The organism is Bradyrhizobium sp. IC3123, assembly GCF_020193625.1.
Taxonomy (GTDB): domain Bacteria; phylum Pseudomonadota; class Alphaproteobacteria; order Rhizobiales; family Xanthobacteraceae; genus Bradyrhizobium; species Bradyrhizobium yuanmingense.
This window is the reverse complement of the sequence record NZ_JADYVF010000003.1, coordinates 663,186-677,878: the sequence shown is the minus strand read 5'-3', so window position 1 is coordinate 677,878 and position 14,693 is coordinate 663,186. Positions and strand designations below refer to the sequence as shown.

Here is a 14,693-nt window from a genome sequence, read left to right as displayed (position 1 = left end):
CCCGAAAAGGCGGCCGGGGGCAAGGGCAAACGGCCCAAAAAAGCCCCACGCGTGCTATAGCTGGCCGCAACAATCGAGCCACGAAATCCGGGACTTGCGATGTCAGAAACCCGCCAAACTACGGACGCCGAGACCAATCCGCTGCTGAAGGCCTGGGTGACGCCGTTCGCGACCCCGCCCTTCGACGAGATCAAGCCGGAGCATTTCCTGCCGGCCTTCGAGCAGGCCTTCGCCGACCACGCCGCCGAAATCGCGGCGATCACCAACGATCCCGCGGCGCCCGACTTCGCCAACACCATCACGGCGCTGGAGCGCTCGGGCAAGCTCCTGAGCAAGGTCGCGGCGGTCTTCTACGACCTCGTCTCGGCGCATTCCAACCCGGCCATCCTGGAGATCGACAAGGAGGTCTCCTTGCGGATGGCGCGGCACTGGAATCCGATCATGATGAACGCCGTGCTGTTCGGCCGCATCGCCCATCTGCACGAGAACCGCGCGGGTCTCGGTCTCACGCCCGAGCAGCTCCGCCTCTTGGAGCGCACCTACACCCGCTTCCACCGCTCCGGCGCCGGCCTCTCCGAGGAGGCCAAGACGCGGATGGCCGAGATCAACGAGCGGCTGGCCCAGCTCGGCACCAGCTTCAGCCACCATCTGCTCGGCGACGAGCAGGACTGGTTCCTGGAGCTCGGGGAGTCCGACCGCCAGGGCCTGCCCGAGAGCTTCGTCGCCAGCGCCAAGGCTGCGGCGGAAGAGCGCGGCATGGCAGGCAAGGCCATCGTCACGCTGTCGCGCTCCTCGGTCGAAACGTTTCTGAAGAGCTCCGCCCGGCGTGACCTCCGCGAGAAGGTCTACAAGGCCTTCATCGCGCGCGGCGACAACGGCAACGCCAATGACAACAATGCGACCATTGTCGAGATCCTGAAGCTGCGCGAGGAGAGCGCCGGGCTCCTGGGCTATCCGACCTACGCCGCCTACCGGCTCGAGGACTCCATGGCCAAGACGCCGGACGCGGTGCGCGGCCTGTTGGAGCGGGTCTGGAAGCCGGCCCGCGCCCGCGCGCTTGCCGACCGCGACGAGATGCAGGCGCTGATCGCGGAGGAGGGCGGCAATTTCAAGCTCGCCCCCTGGGACTGGCGCTTCTACGCCGAGAAGCTGCGTCTGCAGCGTGCCAATTTCGACGATTCCGCGATCAAGCCGTATCTCGGTCTCGACAACATGATCGCCGCCGCCTTCGACTGCGCCACGCGCCTGTTCGGCGTCACCTTCGAGGAGCGCAAGGACGTTCCGGTCTGGCACCCGGACGTCCGGGTCTGGGAGATGAAGGACAGGGGCGGCAAGCACAAGGCGCTGTTCTATGGCGACTACTTCGCCCGGCCGTCCAAGCGCTCCGGCGCCTGGATGACCTCGCTGCGCGACCAGCAGAAGCTCGACGGCGACGTCGCGCCGCTGGTTCTCAACATCTGCAATTTCGCCAAGGGCGCCGGCGGCGAGCCGTCGCTGCTGTCGCCCGACGATGCCCGCACCCTGTTCCACGAGTTCGGCCACGGCCTGCACGGCATGCTCTCCAACGTGACCTATCCCTCGCTGTCGGGCACCTCCGTGTTCACCGACTTCGTCGAGCTGCCGTCACAGCTCTACGAGCACTGGCAGGAGCGGCCCGAGGTGCTGCAGAAGTTCGCCCGCCACTACCAGACCGGCGAGCCGCTGCCGGACGACCTGCTGCAACGCTTCCTCGCCGCGCGAAAATTCAACCAGGGCTTTGCCACGGTCGAGTTCGTCTCCTCGGCGCTGGTCGACCTGGAATTCCACACCCAGCCGGCCGCCGCCGCGCAGGATGTCCGCGCCTTCGAGCGACGCGAGCTGGAGAAGATCGGCATGCCCGAGGAGATCGCGCTGCGTCATCGCCCCACGCAGTTCGGCCATATCTTCACCGGCGACCACTACGCTGCCGGCTATTACAGCTACATGTGGTCGGAGGTGATGGACGCCGACGCCTTCGGCGCGTTCGAGGAGGCCGGCGACATCTTCGATCCCGCCGTGGCCAAGCGCCTGCACGACGACATCTATTCGTCGGGCGGATCGGTCGATCCGGAAGCCGCCTACGAGGCGTTCCGCGGCCGCCCGCCGGAGCCGGATGCGCTGCTCCGCCGCCGCGGCCTGCTCGAAGACGCCAGGGCGGCCTGATGAACATGCGCGCCCTGTTCGGATGCCTGCTCGCCGCCGCGATGTCGCTCGCGGCCGGGGCAGCGAATGCACATCCGCATGTCTGGATCACCGCCACCAGCGAATTGCTCTATGCCGCCGACGGCAGCATCACCGGCGTGCGCCATGCCTGGACCTTCGACGACATGTTCTCGGCCTATGCGGTGCAGGGGCTCGAGAGCAAGACCAAGGGCGCATACACAAGCGAGGAGCTGAAGCCCCTGGCGCAGACCAACGTCGAGTCCTTGAAGGAATACGCCTACTTCACCTTCGCCAAGGCCGACGGGAAGAAGGAGCGGTTCCAGGAGCCGGTCGACTATTTCCTCGACTACAAGGACACGGTGCTGACCCTGCACTTCACCTTGCCGCTGAAGAATCCGGTCAAGCCCAGGCAGCTGGTGCTCGAAGTGTTCGACCGCTCCTTCTTCATCGACTTCCAGATGGCCAAGGACAGTCCGGTTAAGCTGGTCGGTGCGCCCGCGGGGTGCCAGATGAAGCTGGAGCGGCCGAACGACGGCACCGCGAGCGCGCAGAAGCTGAACGAGCAGACCTTCCTGAACGGTGAGAACTCGAATTTCGGCATGATGTTCGCCAACAAGATCACGGTGGATTGCCCTTGAAGCCGCAACTCTCTCCGCTTGCGCGCGGGCTGCTCGCCACTGCCGCTGTGCTGCTGGTCGTGGCCGTGACTGATGCCGCGCTTCATGATCTTCTCGCGCAAAACCCGTTCGGTGCGCCGCGACCAGCGCAGGCGGCCGAGCGTGAAGCGAGCGGCCTCATCGGCTGGCTGCTCGCCAAGCAGTCGGAATTCTATCGCCAGATGTCGGCGACGATCCGCGCCGCGAAGTCCGATGGCTCGGCGGTGTGGACGCTGCTGTTCATCTCGTTCGCCTACGGCATCTTCCACGCCGCCGGTCCCGGCCACGGCAAGGCGGTGATCGCCTCCTATCTGGTCGCCAACCGCGAGACGGCGCGGCGCGGCATCGCGCTGTCCTTTGCCTCGGCCCTGATGCAGTCGCTGGTCGCGATCCTCATCGTCGGCATCTCGGCCTGGCTGCTGAATGCGACGGCCAAGACGATGTGCAAGGCGGAAGGCGCGATCGAGATTGCGAGCTACGCCCTGATCGCGCTGTTCGGCCTGCGCCTGGTCTGGGTCAAGGGTCGCACCTTCATCCGCGCATTTCAGGCCATCCAGCCGGTGCCGGCGATGGCGGGCGTGCCGCACGACCATGATCACCACCATCATGATGCGCATGATCATCATCACCACGATCACGGCCATGATCAACACCATGGCCCCGGCCACGCTCACCATCACCACGGGCACGACCACGTCCACGACGAGCATTGCGGCCATTCCCACGGACCCACGCCAAGCGAACTCGCCGGCCCCGGCGGCTGGCGGCGCGGCTTCGCTGCGATCCTGACCGTCGGCATCCGCCCCTGCTCGGGCGCAATCCTGGTCCTGGTGTTCGCGCTGGCGCAGGGCCTGTTCTGGGCAGGGATCGCCGCGACATTCCTGATGGGGTTGGGCACCGCGATCACGGTGGCGGCCATTGCTGTCGTCGCCGTCTCCGCCAAGGACATTGCCGCCCGCCTCAGCGCCGGACGCGACGGCGGTGGCGCGCTGTTTATGCGCGGCATCGAGTTCGGCGCCGCGAGTCTGGTCCTGCTGTTCGGCGTCGGCCTCCTGTTCGGCTACATCGCCGCCGAACGGACCACGTGTTTTTGAGGCGATAGATGTCGCGCGAACACTTCTGGTTCTTCCATCCGTTCCGGGTGCGCTATTCCGAGATCGACGGCCAGGGCGTCGTCTTCAACGCGCATTATTTGACCTATTTCGACACCACCATCACCGAATATTTCCGCGCGCTCGGCTTCGACCAATATGCGGATGCAAAGGCGAGCGGCATCGATTTCCACGTCGTCAAATCGCTGATCGAGTACAAGGCGCCTGTTAGGTTCGACTGGGAGCTCGACGTCGGCGCGCGCGTGGCGCGGATCGGCAATTCGAGCCTCCTGTTCGAGCTCGCCATCTTCCGGAAGGGCGGCACTGAGGCTCTGGTAACCGGCGAGATCGTCTGGGTCTATACGGACCAGAACACCCATCGTCCGGTCACGATCCCGGCATCAATGCGGGCACTGATCGCGACGCGAGAACGCCATCTTTCGGCGTGAAGCCGCTCACACCGGCAGAAACCGCTTCAATGCCGGCATGAAGAAGATGCCGAGATTGATCGCAAAGCCGATGCTCCAGAGGATCGAGCGCAGCGTCGGGCGGTTGCCGAGATACGTCAGCACATAGGCAATCCGCACGATCAGGAACAGCGCCGCGAGCTCGTCGATCAGCCGCTGCGGCGCTTCCCTGTATTCGGCGAGCAGCACCGCGAACGCAAAGAACGGAAACGTCTCGATGCCGTTCTGGTGCGCGCCGAGCGCGCGTTGCGACAGGGCGTCCTCATAGAAGGCGGGGTCGCGCGGCCGGGAATTGTCGAAGCGGCGAAACCTGATCCATTTGACCGTGACGATCGTCGACAGATAGAGCAGCAGCGCCCCGAAGACGCACCATTCCGCGAGTGTCATCCTGCCTCCCCCCGCTTGGGTGCGACCCTAGCGAACCCCGGCTCATCTTGACAAGTTCGGACCAACGCGCGACCCAACCAGTCATGAACAGCGTCCTCCCCCTCGAGACCGCGAAACCGGCCACCCGATCCGCCCTACCGCGCGTCGGCGTGCTCCTGATCAATCTCGGAACGCCCGATACGGCCGATGCTCCGGGCGTGCGGGTCTACCTCAAGGAGTTCCTCAGCGACGCCCGCGTCATCGAGGACCAGGGCCTGATCTGGAAACTGGTGCTGAACGGGATCATTCTGCGCAGCCGTCCGCGCACCAAGGCGCTCGACTACCAGAAGATCTGGAACAATGAGCGGAACGAGTCGCCGCTGAAAACCATTACGCGCTCGCAAAGCGACAAGCTCGCGGCCGCCTTGTCGGACCGCGACAACGTCGTTGTCGATTGGGCGATGCGCTACGGCAATCCGTCGATCAAGTCGGGCATCGACGCGCTGATCGCGAAGGGCTGCGAGCGTATCCTGGCCGTGCCGCTCTATCCGCAATATTCGGCCTCGACCTCGGCGACCGTCTGCGACGAAGTCTTCCGCGTGCTCGCGCAGCTGCGGAACCAGCCGACTCTGCGGGTGACGCCGCCCTACTATGACGACAAAGCCTATATCGAGGCGCTCGCCGCCTCGATCGAGGGCCATCTGGCGACGCTGTCCTTCAAGCCGGAGCTGATCGTGGCATCCTTCCACGGCATGCCGAAAGCCTATGTCGACAAGGGCGATCCCTATCAGCAGCACTGCATCGCGACGACCGAGGCGCTGCGCCGCCGGCTCGGCATGGACGAGACCAAGCTGCTGCTGACCTTCCAGTCGCGCTTCGGCAACGACGAGTGGCTGCAGCCCTATACCGACAAGACCATGGAGCGGCTTGCCAAAGAGGGCGTGCGCCGCATCGCAGTGGTGACGCCGGGCTTTTCCGCCGACTGCCTGGAGACGCTGGAGGAGATCGCGCAGGAGAACGCGGAGATCTTCAAGCACAATGGCGGCGAGCAGTTTTCCGCGATCCCCTGCCTCAACGACAGCGGACCGGGCATGAACGTGATCCGCACCCTGGTGCTGCGCGAGCTCCAGGGCTGGATCTGATGGGCATCCCATGAACCGCCGCCGGTGCCTGGCGCTTCTTGGGATGCTCGCGGCGCTGCCGGCCCCGGCCCTGGCGCAGCAGCCGAACGCGACACGGCGGCTCGGCGTGCTCTCGGTCACGGCTGCTGATGATGCGATCGGCCAGACGCGCAGCATGGCCCTGGTCGAAGCGCTCGCCGGCCAAGGCTGGAAGGAGCGCGACAATCTCAAGATCGATTGGCGCAACGGCGGCGGCGAGCGCGCCCGCATCGCGCAGTTCGCCGACGAGCTGATCGCGCTCAAGCCCGACATCCTGCTTGCGGTCGGCACACCCTCGGTCGAAGAGCTGCGCCGGCGCACCACGACGATCCCGATCGTGTTCGCCGTCGTCACCGATCCCGTCAGCCAGGGTTTTGTCGAAAACCTCGCGCATCCCGGCGGCAACCTCACCGGCTTTACCGATTACGACGGTCCGCTCGCCGGCAAATGGCTGGAGATGCTGACGCAGGTCACGCCGAAGGTGTCCCGCGCTGCGGTCGTCTTCAATCCCGCCACCGCGCCGTTCGCGCCACTGATGTTGCGCGCCATCGAGGACGCCGCACGGACGCTGCGCCTGACGGTCGAGCCCGCGCCCGTCCATGACGCCGTCTCGATCGGGGCGCTGGCTTCCAGGCAAGACGGCGCCATCCTGGTCCTGCCGGACTTCTTCACCATGGCCAACCGCGCGCAACTGCTCTCGGCGATCGCACAGGCGCGTGTACCCGCGGTATTCTGGAGCCGGACGTTCGTCGATGAGGGTGGGCTGATGTCCTACAGCACCGACAGCGTCGAGCAGCTTCGCCGCGCCGCGGACTATATCGATCGGATCCTGAAGGGCGCACGGCCGGCCGACCTGCCGGTGCAGAATCCCACCAAGTTCGAGCTGGTGATCAACCTGAAGGCGGCGAGAGCGCTCGGCGTCACGCTTTCCCCGGGCCTGCTTGCAATTGCGAATGACGTGATCGAATGAACCCGTCCGTGACGGACGCCTCGCCCGAATTCGCTAATTTCCGCTGCTAGAGCATGATCCGGAAAAGTGTGAAGCGGTTTTCCGAAAAGATCATGCTCAAACAATAACCTAAAGTGCGATGACGATTCATCCTGATCGCATCGCGCTTTAGGCCTGCGCCCGCGCGCTTTCAAGAGCCTGTCGCAAATACATATCGCGACCGTTCTCTTGCTGTGTGTCTTGTGTGGAATTGCCCCGATACCGACGTGAATTGCGACCGCTGAACCGGTAGGATCGTGATCCCGACCAATGACAGCGCCGGAAAGGGCTTTTTCCTGACGTCTTGTCCCGGCTTGGAGGAGATATGAGCGGCTTCGACATTTTCGCGATTGTTCTGGTTTTGCTCGTCATCGTCACGCTGGTCGCCGGCGTGAAGACGGTGCCGCAGGGCTATGACTGGACCATCGAGCGGTTCGGCAAATACACCCAGACGCTGAGCCCCGGGCTCAATTTGATCGTGCCCTATTTCGATCGCGTCGGGCGCAAGATCAACATGATGGAGCAGGTGATCGACATTCCCGAGCAGGAGGTGATCACCAAGGACAACGCCACGGTGACGGTGGACGGCGTCGCCTTCTATCAGGTGTTCGATGCCGCCAAGGCGAGCTACGAGGTCGCCAACCTGAACCAGGGGATCACGGTGCTGACCATGACCAACATCCGCTCGGTGATGGGCTCGATGGACCTCGACCAGGTGCTGTCGCACCGCGACGAAATCAACGAGCGCCTGCTCCGCGTGGTCGACGCCGCGGTCTCGCCCTGGGGCGTCAAGGTCAACCGCATCGAGATCAAGGACATCGTGCCGCCCGCCGACCTGGTCGAAGCCATGGGGCGGCAGATGAAGGCCGAGCGGGTCAAGCGCGCCGACATTCTCGCGGCCGAAGGCCAACGCCAGTCCGAGATCCTGCGCGCCGAGGGCGCCAAGCAGGGCCAGATCCTCCAGGCGGAAGGCCGCCGCGAGGCCGCCTTCCGCGATGCCGAGGCGCGCGAGCGGTCGGCGGAAGCCGAGGCCAAGGCCACGCAAATGGTCAGCGAGGCCATCGCCAAGGGCGATGTCGCTGCGCTAAACTATTTTATCGCCGACAAGTATATCAAGGCATTCGGGCAACTGGCCGACTCGCCGAACCAGAAGGTCATCATGCTTCCGGTCGAAGCGATGAGCATGCTGGGCTCGCTCGCCGGCATCGGCGAAATTGCGAAGGCCACGTTCGGGGAGAGCGCGGTGGCGGCGGCCCGCCGCGGCGGCTCGGTACCGTCGTCGGGCCCGACACCGCCGTTCGTGCCGCAGCAGTAACGGGACTATTCACAGAGGTCTTGTCATGACCGACATGTTCGTATCGCTCGGCAACTGGAACTGGCTGATCCTCGGCTTCATCCTGATGGCCCTGGAGGTGCTGGCGCCCGGCATCTTCCTGTTCTGGCTTGGGCTCGCTGCGCTGCTGGTCGGCCTGATCTCGTTCGCGGCTGCAATCTCCTGGCAGATCCAGCTCGTGATGTTCGCGATCTTTGCCGCCGCTGCCGTGCCGGTCTGGCGCCGCCTGGCCAAGCCGAAGCCGGACGCCAGCGCCAGTCCATTCCTCAACAAGCGTACCGAAGCCCTGCTCGGCCGTGAGTTCACGCTGGAGAAGCCGATCATCGACGGCACCGGCACCGTGCGCATCGGCGACACGGTATGGCGCGTGGCTGGGCCCGATACGCCGGCCGGCACGCGGGTGAAGGTGGTACAGGTCGACGGCGCGAACCTGACGGTCGCCGCGGCGTGAGGACTTTTCCCCTCTCCCCTTGCGGGAGAGGGTGGATCGCCGCAAAGCGGCGAGACGGGTGAGGGGTGTCTCTCCGCGATAGCTAAGCTGAGTTCGTGGAGAGAGACCCCTCATCCGGCGCTTCGCGCCACCTTCTCCCACAAGGGGAGAAGGAACACCAGCGCGTGGCAACGAGTGATGCTCACCTTCTCCATCGCTCCGCAAACCTGTGCAGCGGCATGAAGGTCTCGCACAATTCCCGGCCCAGCGGTGTCAGTCCGTAACCTCCGCCGTCGCCCAGCTCCACGAAGCCGGCCTCGCGCAGCTCGGTCAGCCGGGCCTGCAGCACCGTGGGCGAGGCCTCGTCGCAGGCGCTGCGCAGGGCGCGCGAGGTGAGGGGCTCTCCGCGCAACTCCCACAAGATCCGCAAGGCCCAGCGCCGGCCGAGCAGGTCGAGCAAAGCCATGATCGGCCGTCCGGTGCGCGAGCCGCGGACGCGGCGTTCTGCTGTTGTCGCCCGTTTCGCCATGGTCACCTCTTGCGTCATGCTACGGATAATGTAGCATAGTGCTACGGTAAATGTAGCAACGGAAATCGCTCATGTCCCAGGCCTCACCGCGCATCGCCGCGCTCTCGCCGCCTTATCCCCTGGACATCCAGGCGCAGTTCGACCGCATCATGCGGGGTGCGCCGCCGCTGGTGCTGTTCCGGGTGGTGGCGGGCCATGACCGCGCCTGGGACAAGTTTCGCGCGGGCGGGCTGCTTGATCCGGGGCCGCTCTCGCTGCGGCAGCGTGAGATCGTCATCGACCGCACCTGCGCGCTGAACGGATGCGAATATGAATGGGGCGTGCATGTCGCGATCTTCGCCGGGCCGGCGAAGCTCACCGCGGAGGAGGTGCGTGCGACGGTGCTGGGTGATGCGAATTCGGCCCTTTGGTCGCCGGCCGAGCAGGCGCTGATCGCAGCCGTCGACGCGCTGCATCATCGCGCGACGTTGAGCGACGATGAATTCGCCGCGCTCTCCGCGCATCACGACGAGGCGCAGATCCTGGAAATCATGCTGCTGTGCGGCTTCTATCGCACGGTGTCGTATTTGGCGAACGGGCTGCGCTTGCCGCTGGAGGAGAACGCGGCGCGGTTTCCGGCGCCGCTCTAGCGGCCGTCATTGCGAGGAGCGTCTCATCCTTACCGTCATTCCGGGGCGCGCGAAGCGCGAGCCCGGAATCCATCGGGCAGCGACCTCGGGGTGAATGGATTCCGGGTTCGCGCCAAGTGGCGCGCCCCGGAATGACGGGTGAAGCGGGCTGCGCGCCCTACGCCACGCCCGCGCGCAGCAGATCGTGCAGATGCACGATCCCGACCACCTTGCCCGCTTCCGTCACCAGCAGCGAGGTGATCTTGCGGGTGTTCAGCACCTCGATCATCTCGGTCGCGAGCATCGAAGGCGGCACGGTCTTGGGCTGCTTCGTCATGATCTCGTCGACGGTCACCGTCAGCAGATCGGGCCGCATGTGGCGGCGCAGATCGCCGTCGGTGATGATGCCGACGGCCTCGCCCGCATCGTTGACGATGCAGACGCAGCCGAGCCCCTTCGCCGACATCTCGACCACGGCTTCCGACATCTCGGTGCCGAGCGGCTTGAGCGGAATCTCAGCGCCCGTGCGCATGTAGTCGCGGACGAATTTCAGCATCGCGCCCAGCTTGCCGCCGGGGTGGAAATGCGCGAACTCCAGCGCGGTGAAGCCGCGTCCCTCCAGCAGCGCGATCGCGAGCGCGTCGCCGATCGCGGCCTGCATCAGCGTCGAGGTGGTCGGCGCCAGATTGTGCGGGCAGGCCTCGCGCGCCTTGGGCAGCTCGATCACGAGGTCGGCGGCCTGGCCGAGCGAGGACGACGCGCTCGAGGTCACCGCGATCATGGGGATCGCAAAGCGCGCCGAATAGTTCACGAGGTTCTTCATCTCCGGCTGCTCGCCGGACCAGGACAGCGCCATGATGACGTCGTCGGGCGTGATCATGCCGAGGTCGCCATGACCGGCTTCGGCGGCGTGCACGAAGAAGGAAGGCGTGCCGGTCGAGGCCAGGGTCGCGGCGATCTTGCGGCCCATATGGCCTGATTTGCCGAGCCCGGTGACGATGACGCGGCCTTTGGCGTTGCGGATCAGCTCGACCGCCTTGGCGAACGGCTCGCCCAGCGGGCCGCGCAGCGCGGCGGCGAGAGCATTGATGCCGCCGCTCTCCGTCTCCAGGGTGCGGAGCGCAGATTCGACGCTATCGGGAATGGAGCCGGATGATTGGGTCATCAGCGGTTTCGAGCTCGGCATGGTCGGGTCCAGGGAGGAGGGGCGTTCGCCCATTGGCGCCTGCTTAGCACGCCCCGATCAGCGAGGCGACGCGCGCCCGGATGCCCTCAACCGGTCATTAACCATAATTGTTTTAACTCCATTAACGATGGTTCTCGCCAGCCGGCGGGGGTGATCGAGAAAGTGTTTGATTTCGTTGGGGTAATTCCATCGTGGGGTCGTCTCCAGGCAGGGGCCGGAGCAAGGTCGCGCATTTCCTGCGCGCCGCTTTGCCGTGCCTCGTGCTGACAGCCCTTGAAAGCGGCCCGGCGGCGGCCCAGGGCCTCACGCCCGACCTGTTCAATCCCAACCGCGGCGCCTTTGCTTCGCCTGACACGCTGCCGACCCGCCGCACCGCCGGCGTGTCGCAGGCGCCCTCCGACGCACTGCCGAAACTGCCTGATCCCAACGCCGACCCGCGCCAGCGCCAGCAGGCGCCGGCGAGCTCGCGTGTCGGTCAGGTCCCGACCTACGGCCTGCCGGCCGCCACCGGCGCGAGCGGCTCCGGCTACGATTCGCTCAACCGCAAGCGGCAGCAGCCCAAGCTCTATCCGGGCCAGCCGAAGCCGAAGCGCGCCACAGGTCCCGGCTCGCCACCGCCGCCCGCAACGCCGGCCACGACGCTGGGCCCGCCGCGCATCGCGCCACCGCCCTCCGAGACCGCGCACAAGGTCCCGGTACCGGCGGCGATGGCGGGCAACGTGCCCGGCCAGCCGCTGCGCCGCCGCCTCAGGGCCGATGACGATCCGTTCGGCGCGGTCGGCGATTACGCCGGCAGCTTCCTGATCAAGGGCGGGCTCGAGCTCTCCGCCGGCTACGACAGCAATCCGACGCGCCTCAACAGGCCGGTCGGTTCGCCCGCCTATGTCATCGCGCCCGATCTGCTCGTGGTGTCCGATTGGGAGCGCCACGCGCTGGTTGCCGATCTGCGCGGTTCGTTCTCGGGCTACACCAACGACATGCCGGCGACGATCAACGGCTTGGCCTCGCCGTCGCCGGTCGAGGCCAATCGTCCCGATTTCAACGGCCATGTCGATGGCCGGCTCGACGTCACCCGCGATTTCAAGCTGACCTCGCAGCTGCGCCTGCGGCTCGCCACCGACAATCCCGGCAGCCCCAACGTGCAGGCCGGCCTGCAGAGATATCCGGTCTACGCCGCCTATGGCACGACGCTCGGCTTCGACCAGACCTTCAACCGCTTCCAGGTCGCGGCCGGCGCCACCATCGATCGCACCGCCTACACCGATTCCAAGCTCACCGACGGCTCGACCTTCAGCAACGACGACCGCAACTTCAACCAATATGGCGGCGTCGGCCGCTTCTCCTACGACCTCAAGCCCGGCCTAAAACCCTTCGTCGAGATCCAGGGCGATACCCGCGTCCACGACCAGGCTTCCGACCGCAACGGCTATTTCCGCGATTCCAACGGCGGCTATGCCAAGGTCGGCTCGTCCTTCGAGTTCTCGCGCATCCTCACCGGCGAGATCTCGGTCGGCTATTCCGCGCGCAGCTACACCGATCCGCGCCTCAGCCAGCTCGCAGGGTTTCTGACCACGGGCTCGCTGATCTGGAGCGCCAGCGGCCTCACCACGGTGAAGTTCTTCACCGACACGCAGATATCGGAGACCACGGTCCCCGGCTCATCCGGCGTCCTGGTGCGCACTTACTCCGCCCAAGTCGACCACGACTTCCGCCGCTGGCTCACCGCGGTCGGCAAGTTCACCTACGGCACGCTCGACTACCAGGGCCAGAACCGCAACGACAAGACCTACTCGTTCGAAAGCAATTTGATCTACAAGCTCAACCGCAACATCTGGGTCAAGGGCACGCTGCGCCACGACATCCTGAATTCGAGCCAGCCGGGCTCGAGCTCGCAGGGCACGGTGGTGCTGCTCGGGGTGAGGCTGCAGAATTGAGGCGCTTGTTAGCGCGTCGCACGAGACGAAGCCGAAAGGCGCGGCTCTCTCCAATTGTCATTCCGGGGCGCGCCACTTGGCGCGAGCCCGGAATCCATCGGGCGTCTGGGTTGGTGATGAATGGATTCTCAGGTGCGCAATTGCGCACCATAGCTCGCGCTTCGCGCGCCCCGGAATGACATCTCAGCGCGGCAAATCCGTCTTCCCCATAAGGAACGTATCGATCGACCGCGCGCACAGCCGGCCCTCGCGGATCGCCCACACGACGAGCGATTGCCCACGCCGCATGTCGCCGGCGGTGAACACGTTGGGGCGCGAGGTCTGGTAGTCCAGCGTGTTGGCCTTGACGTTGCCGCGCGGGTCGAGCTCGACCGCGAGCAGCTTGAGCAGGCCCTCGTGCACGGGGTGGACGAAGCCCATCGCGAGCAGGACCAGCTCGGCATCGAGCTCGAACTCGGTGCCGGCAATCGGCTTGAACTTGTCGTCGACGCGGACGCAGTGCAGCTTCTTGACCTGGCCGTTCTCGCCGGAAAATTTCTGGGTCAGCACGGCGTATTCGCGCACGGCGCCTTCGGCCTGGCTCGACGAGGTCCGCATCTTCAGCGGCCAGTTCGGCCAGGTCAGCGCCTTGTTCTCGCGCTCAGGGGGAGCGGGCATGATCTCGAGCTGGGTCACCGAGAGCGCGCCCTGGCGCAGCGAGGTACCGATGCAGTCGCTTCCGGTGTCGCCGCCGCCGATGACGACGACATGCTTGCCGCCGGCCAGGATCTCCTGGACGCCGCCGAGCGGCTCCTCGGAAACGCGGCGGTTCTGCTGCGGGAGGAAGTCCATGGCGTAGTGGATGCCGGCGAGCTCGCGGCCGGGGATCGGCAGGTCGCGCGGGGCTTCCGCACCGCCGGTCAGCGCCACGGCGTCGTACTCGTTGAGCATCTCGCGCGGATCGACATTGCCGTCCGCGCCGACATGGCTGTTGTAGTGGAAGGTGACGCCTTCGGCTTCCATCTGCGCCACGCGGCGGTCGATGACGCCCTTCTCCATCTTGAAGTCGGGGATGCCGTAGCGCAGCAGGCCGCCGGCCTTGGCGTACTTCTCGTAGAGGTGGACGTCGTGGCCGGCGCGCGCGAGCTGCTGCGCACAGGCCATGCCGGCCGGACCCGAGCCGATCACCGCGACTTTCTTGCCGGTCTTCACAGTCGCGACTTCCGGCTGGAGCCAGCCATTGTCCCAGGCGCGATCGACGATCGCGCATTCGATGGTCTTGATGGTGACGGGGTTGTCGTCGATGTTGAGCGTGCAGGACGCCTCGCACGGCGCCGGGCAAATGCGCCCCGTGAACTCCGGGAAATTGTTGGTCGAATGCAGGTTGCGCGAGGCTTCTTCCCAATTGCCCTGGTAGACGAGGTCGTTCCAGTCGGGAATCTGGTTGTTGACCGGACAGCCCGGCGTGCCCGGCGCGACCGAGCCGGTGCCGTGGCAATAGGGAATGCCGCAATTCATGCAGCGCGCGGCCTGGTCGCGCACCTCCTTCTCGGAGAGCGGAACGACGAATTCCTTGTAATGCTTCACGCGCTCGGCGACCGGGGTGTACTTGCGGTCGTGCCGTTCGATTTCCAGAAAACCCGTGATCTTGCCCATTAAACCCGAAGTCCCTGCCGCTTAAATTCGTCTTGTTGTTTCCTCACCGTCATTGCGAGGAGCGAAGCGACGAAGCAATCCAGTCTTTTTTCCGCGGAGAGATTCTGGATTGCTTCGCTTCGCTCGCAA

At 65.6% G+C, this 14,693-nt stretch carries 14 protein-coding genes; 10 read left to right on the top strand and 4 right to left on the bottom strand.

The features are described from left to right. Positions 1 to 99 precede the first annotated feature (99 nt). The 4 genes from I6F20_RS13260 to I6F20_RS13245 are packed head-to-tail and all read left to right on the top strand — an operon-like array spanning position 100 to position 4,377. Positions 100 to 2,181, top strand: coding sequence for a M3 family metallopeptidase (locus tag I6F20_RS13260; protein ID WP_225126488.1), 2,082 nt, complete (start codon positions 100 to 102; stop codon positions 2,179 to 2,181). Next, complete coding sequence (locus tag I6F20_RS13255; protein WP_035997730.1) at positions 2,181 to 2,819, top strand: DUF1007 family protein; 639 nt, start codon at positions 2,181 to 2,183, stop codon at positions 2,817 to 2,819. Before I6F20_RS13260 ends, I6F20_RS13255 begins: the two co-directional genes overlap by 1 nt. Then, the gene (locus tag I6F20_RS13250; protein WP_225126487.1) at positions 2,816 to 3,931 is read left to right on the top strand and encodes a nickel/cobalt transporter; all 1,116 of its coding nucleotides are present in this window, start codon (positions 2,816 to 2,818) and stop codon (positions 3,929 to 3,931) included. The genes I6F20_RS13255 and I6F20_RS13250 overlap by 4 nt, the downstream gene beginning before the upstream one ends. Before the next feature lie 8 nt (positions 3,932 to 3,939). Continuing rightward, a complete protein-coding gene (locus tag I6F20_RS13245) occupies positions 3,940 to 4,377 on the top strand; it encodes an acyl-CoA thioesterase (RefSeq protein ID WP_035997736.1) in 438 nt (145 codons plus the stop codon). A gap of 6 nt (positions 4,378 to 4,383) precedes the next feature. On the opposite strand, the gene I6F20_RS13240 is transcribed toward I6F20_RS13245, so the two are convergent. Further along, on the bottom strand, positions 4,384 to 4,782 hold the full coding sequence (locus I6F20_RS13240) for an MAPEG family protein (RefSeq protein WP_035997738.1): 399 nt from the start codon (positions 4,780 to 4,782) through the stop codon (positions 4,384 to 4,386). A gap of 83 nt (positions 4,783 to 4,865) precedes the next feature. Here I6F20_RS13240 and hemH point away from each other — a divergent pair, with 83 nt between their 5' ends. The 4 genes from hemH (at position 4,866) to I6F20_RS13220 (ending at position 8,693) form a co-directional block, all read left to right on the top strand. Beyond that, positions 4,866 to 5,903 carry a ferrochelatase gene (gene hemH / locus I6F20_RS13235; RefSeq protein ID WP_225126486.1) on the top strand — a complete coding sequence of 346 codons (1,038 nt, stop codon included), beginning with the start codon at positions 4,866 to 4,868 and terminating at the stop codon, positions 5,901 to 5,903. 10 nt (positions 5,904 to 5,913) lie between these two features. After that, complete coding sequence (locus I6F20_RS13230; protein WP_225126485.1) at positions 5,914 to 6,891, top strand: ABC transporter substrate-binding protein; 978 nt, start codon at positions 5,914 to 5,916, stop codon at positions 6,889 to 6,891. Between the two features lie 343 nt (positions 6,892 to 7,234). Next, complete coding sequence (locus tag I6F20_RS13225; RefSeq protein WP_057028214.1) at positions 7,235 to 8,224, top strand: SPFH domain-containing protein; 990 nt, start codon at positions 7,235 to 7,237, stop codon at positions 8,222 to 8,224. 25 nt (positions 8,225 to 8,249) lie between these two features. Further along, entirely contained in the window at positions 8,250 to 8,693 is a 444-nt protein-coding gene (locus tag I6F20_RS13220; RefSeq protein ID WP_036021378.1) for an NfeD family protein, read from the top strand. A gap of 181 nt (positions 8,694 to 8,874) precedes the next feature. On the opposite strand, the gene I6F20_RS13215 is transcribed toward I6F20_RS13220, so the two are convergent. Next, positions 8,875 to 9,201 (bottom strand): winged helix-turn-helix transcriptional regulator, encoded by a 327-nt coding sequence (locus I6F20_RS13215; RefSeq protein ID WP_035997791.1) that lies wholly within the window; start codon positions 9,199 to 9,201, stop codon positions 8,875 to 8,877. 71 nt (positions 9,202 to 9,272) lie between these two features. On the opposite strand from I6F20_RS13215, the gene I6F20_RS13210 reads away from it, so the two are divergent. Next, positions 9,273 to 9,830: a carboxymuconolactone decarboxylase family protein gene (locus tag I6F20_RS13210; RefSeq protein ID WP_225126484.1), complete on the top strand. Its 558-nt coding sequence runs from the start codon at positions 9,273 to 9,275 to the stop codon at positions 9,828 to 9,830. Between the two features lie 157 nt (positions 9,831 to 9,987). Here the strand turns inward: I6F20_RS13210 and I6F20_RS13205 are convergent, their stop codons facing one another. Beyond that, a complete protein-coding gene (locus I6F20_RS13205; RefSeq protein WP_225126483.1) occupies positions 9,988 to 10,995 on the bottom strand; it encodes a KpsF/GutQ family sugar-phosphate isomerase in 1,008 nt (335 codons plus the stop codon). Positions 10,996 to 11,186: 191 nt separating this feature from the next. Between I6F20_RS13205 and I6F20_RS13200 the strand changes: the two genes are divergently transcribed. Beyond that, positions 11,187 to 12,929 carry an outer membrane beta-barrel protein gene (locus I6F20_RS13200; protein ID WP_225126482.1) on the top strand — a complete coding sequence of 581 codons (1,743 nt, stop codon included), beginning with the start codon at positions 11,187 to 11,189 and terminating at the stop codon, positions 12,927 to 12,929. A 183-nt stretch (positions 12,930 to 13,112) separates the two neighbouring features. On the opposite strand, the gene I6F20_RS13195 is transcribed toward I6F20_RS13200, so the two are convergent. Continuing rightward, complete coding sequence (locus I6F20_RS13195; protein ID WP_225126481.1) at positions 13,113 to 14,564, bottom strand: glutamate synthase subunit beta; 1,452 nt, start codon at positions 14,562 to 14,564, stop codon at positions 13,113 to 13,115. Positions 14,565 to 14,693 lie beyond the last annotated feature (129 nt).

Bases quoted from the DNA above. Each gene is read 5' to 3' on its own strand.
- I6F20_RS13260 (WP_225126488.1), top strand. From the start codon at position 100: ATGTCAGAAACCCGCCAAACTACGGACGCCGAGACCAATCCGCTGCTG.
- I6F20_RS13255 (WP_035997730.1), top strand. From the start codon at position 2,181: ATGAACATGCGCGCCCTGTTCGGATGCCTGCTCGCCGCCGCGATGTCG.
- I6F20_RS13245 (WP_035997736.1), top strand. From the start codon at position 3,940: ATGTCGCGCGAACACTTCTGGTTCTTCCATCCGTTCCGGGTGCGCTAT.
- I6F20_RS13240 (WP_035997738.1), bottom strand. From the start codon at position 4,782: ATGACACTCGCGGAATGGTGCGTCTTCGGGGCGCTGCTGCTCTATCTG.
- hemH (WP_225126486.1), top strand. From the start codon at position 4,866: ATGAACAGCGTCCTCCCCCTCGAGACCGCGAAACCGGCCACCCGATCC.
- I6F20_RS13230 (WP_225126485.1), top strand. From the start codon at position 5,914: ATGAACCGCCGCCGGTGCCTGGCGCTTCTTGGGATGCTCGCGGCGCTG.
- I6F20_RS13225 (WP_057028214.1), top strand. From the start codon at position 7,235: ATGAGCGGCTTCGACATTTTCGCGATTGTTCTGGTTTTGCTCGTCATC.
- I6F20_RS13220 (WP_036021378.1), top strand. From the start codon at position 8,250: ATGACCGACATGTTCGTATCGCTCGGCAACTGGAACTGGCTGATCCTC.
- I6F20_RS13215 (WP_035997791.1), bottom strand. From the start codon at position 9,201: ATGGCGAAACGGGCGACAACAGCAGAACGCCGCGTCCGCGGCTCGCGC.
- I6F20_RS13210 (WP_225126484.1), top strand. From the start codon at position 9,273: ATGTCCCAGGCCTCACCGCGCATCGCCGCGCTCTCGCCGCCTTATCCC.
- I6F20_RS13205 (WP_225126483.1), bottom strand. From the start codon at position 10,995: ATGCCGAGCTCGAAACCGCTGATGACCCAATCATCCGGCTCCATTCCC.
- I6F20_RS13195 (WP_225126481.1), bottom strand. From the start codon at position 14,564: ATGGGCAAGATCACGGGTTTTCTGGAAATCGAACGGCACGACCGCAAG.